Raw genomic sequence first — 2,769 nt, 5'->3', positions numbered from 1 at the left:
GCAGTTTTAAAGCCACCGCCGGGCCAGGAACTGCATGATGTAGAATTACTGGACCGGGAGCTGGACCCCAAATACCTGCTGGACAGAGCAGCCAGGCTGGACATACTGGCCAGGACAGCCGCAGGAGCGCTGGTAAATGTGGAGCTACAAATAGCCAATAAATACAACATTGACAAACGTACTTTATTCTACTGGGCAGGGCTCTACCACGGGCAGTTAAGTAGCGGGCAGGATTTCATCCACCTCAGAAAAACCATCACCATCACCATCAACATCCTGGGCTTTAACCAGTTCAAAGGCAAGACAAAATACCAACACACCTTCCGCATCATTCCGCATCAGGGAAGACGAGACCGGTGAGTTACTGAACGATGAACTGGAGATACACTTTTTGGAGCTGGAGAAGTTCATCCGGCTGAAACGCAGGCCGAAGGACGCCCTGGAGGAATGGCTGCTATACTTCAATAATATTGTAGGCGAAGAAATGGAGGCGATCGCTATGGGAAACCCGGGCATTCGCAAGGCAATGACCATCGAGCAGATATTCTTCAAAAACCAGAGGGAGCGCAGGCTGTATGAGCTAAGGGAGAAGGCTGTCAGGGATGAAATCTCCATGATTAGCGGAGCAAAGGCGGAGGGTAAAGCAGAAATGGCCCAGGAGGCTATCTGCAAATTCTTGGACACCAGGTTCCCTGAAGATTCCGCTGGTTTACAGAGAGATATCCAGAAAATTAATGACATAGTCATTCTTGATAAAATCATCAACAAAATCTACACTGTTAATAGCCTGGAGGAAGCGGCAGCTATTGTCAGGGAGGCAGCCAAATAAGCAAGATAATGTCAGACATCACAAAAATTAGCCCCGGAAGGAGATAGACCCTCTTTCCGGGGCTTCTTGTGTCTAAAGGAGGGATTACAACAGTGACAGGGTGCCAGGCAGTAAGGTCGCCGTTCAATGGCTGTTCAGCCAACTTATTGGTTACTGAGTTTTTGGGGATTGGGGCTCTGGCTTGGTTTATTGACTTGTTCGCCAGGAAAAGTTTTATGTAACCGAGTAAAAATTTTGGCATTAAGATGTTGACAAAGAAAAAATGTTAAATTATAATGATTATAAATTAATAGGAGATATAAATTTAAAATGATGATAAATAAGCTTAAAAATTTAGGGCTGAAATTAACGCCTCAAAGACTGGCAATTTTAAATTTGCTTGAAGGTAATGCAAAACACCCGTCAGCGGAGGAAATATACAATCAATTAAAACCCCAGTACCCTTCATTATCTCTTGCGACGGTATACAATACCCTTGAAATACTGGCTAAAGCAGGGGAATTGCAAGAGATAAGGATAAAGGCGGATAAAAGACATTTTGATCCYAATCCTGCCCCCCATGGCCATTTTTTATGCCGGAGTTGCCAATCTATTTATGATTTGGATGCAGGCCCTCTGGAAATACAAACGYCATTTAATATTAAGGGGTATTTGGTGGAAGAATATACACTTTATTTTTATGGGATATGCCAAGRTGTTGGGAAAAGAGCAGCRGCAAATAACCCGTAACAGGGAATTATATAAAAAATTAAGTTTAGGAGGTTAAATCTATGAAAAGATGGCGCTGTATTGTTTGTGGATACGTCTGCGAAGGGGAGTCTCCGGTGGAAAAATGTCCCAACTGCGGAGCACCCCAGGAAAAATTTGAACTRTTGACCGCCTCCGGTCCGGATCTGGTGGACTGGAATAAAATAGGTGTGGTTAAAGGCTCCGGTTTTGAAGAGGATCTGAACATGCAGTTTAAGGGAGAGTGCATGGAGGTGGGCTTATATATTGCCATGGCCCGTCAGGCCGAGCGGGAGGGCTATCCGGAGATAGCAGAAACAATGAAGCGTATAGCCTGGGAGGAAGCTCACCACGCAGCTCGCTTTGCTGAACTTCTGGGGGAAGGATTAAGCGAAAGCACKGAGGAAAACCTGAAAAAACTGGTAGACGGCGAAGCCGGTGCCAACCGYGGGAAAAAGGAAATCGCCGTCCGCGCCAAAAAGGAAGGACAGGACGCGATCCATGATGCCATTCATGAAGCTTGCAAAGACGAAGCCAGACATTGCATGGCTTTCTACGGTCTCTTAAAAAGGTACTTCCCAAAGGCTTAAGATATTTACACAGGAATATAAACCCTTTGTTAAAAATAGCAAGGGATGCTTGTTTTCCGAAGAAAATCCCTTGCTATTTTTCGGTTATAAAGAAGGTTGCCGGAAGTGGCAAATATGCTCGAGGAAATCCCTGGCAGAAAACCGCTGCCAGGGATTTCCAAAAAGTGCCTGGCACTTCACTAAACTAAAGTGACGGTACTTTTTCTTTTCCGGGTCATCCTTTCGGGTCTGGTGGTTTCAATGAAAGGCTACCCAGGCGGTGCCAGGTACCGTCTCGCATGAAAGTTGTATACGAGCACAAAAAATTACCGCCGGACGGAACCAGGCACCGCCCCCGGCAAATCGGGGAAATTGCACCAAAAACACTTGCATTTTACTAAATTAATGCTCGAGGAAATCCCTGGCAGAAAACCGCTGCCAGGGATTTCCAAAAAGTGCCTGGCACTTCACTAAACTAAAGTGACGGTACTTTTTCTTTTCCGGGTCATCCTTTCGGGTCTGGTGGTTTCAATGAAAGGCCACCCAGGCGGTGCCAGGTACCGTCTCGCATGAAAGTTGTATACGAGCACAAAAAGTTACCGACGGACGGAACCAGGCACCGCCCCCGGCAAATCGGGGAAATTG

Annotated in this window: 4 protein-coding genes; all 4 read left to right on the top strand. The window is 46.2% G+C overall.

What is annotated here, in order from left to right:
- Positions 1–360: Rpn family recombination-promoting nuclease/putative transposase (locus tag P378_RS21815; protein WP_238473184.1), on the top strand; the 360-nt coding region annotated here is incomplete at its 5' end.
- Positions 361–391: 31 nt separating this feature from the next.
- Positions 392–829, top strand: a complete 438-nt coding sequence (locus tag P378_RS21810) for a PD-(D/E)XK nuclease family transposase (RefSeq protein ID WP_420796003.1) — start codon at positions 392–394, stop codon at positions 827–829.
- Positions 830–1,138: 309 nt separating this feature from the next.
- The gene (locus tag P378_RS12225) at positions 1,139–1,558 is read left to right on the top strand and encodes a Fur family transcriptional regulator (protein WP_099083446.1); all 420 of its coding nucleotides are present in this window, start codon (positions 1,139–1,141) and stop codon (positions 1,556–1,558) included.
- A gap of 41 nt (positions 1,559–1,599) precedes the next feature.
- Positions 1,600–2,145, top strand: coding sequence for an NADH peroxidase (locus tag P378_RS12220; protein ID WP_073236531.1), 546 nt, complete (start codon positions 1,600–1,602; stop codon positions 2,143–2,145).
- Positions 2,146–2,769 lie beyond the last annotated feature (624 nt).

It is taken from the genome of Desulforamulus profundi, assembly GCF_002607855.1.
Note: the sequence above shows the minus strand (reverse complement) of the source record. Positions and strands in the feature narration are given on the sequence as shown.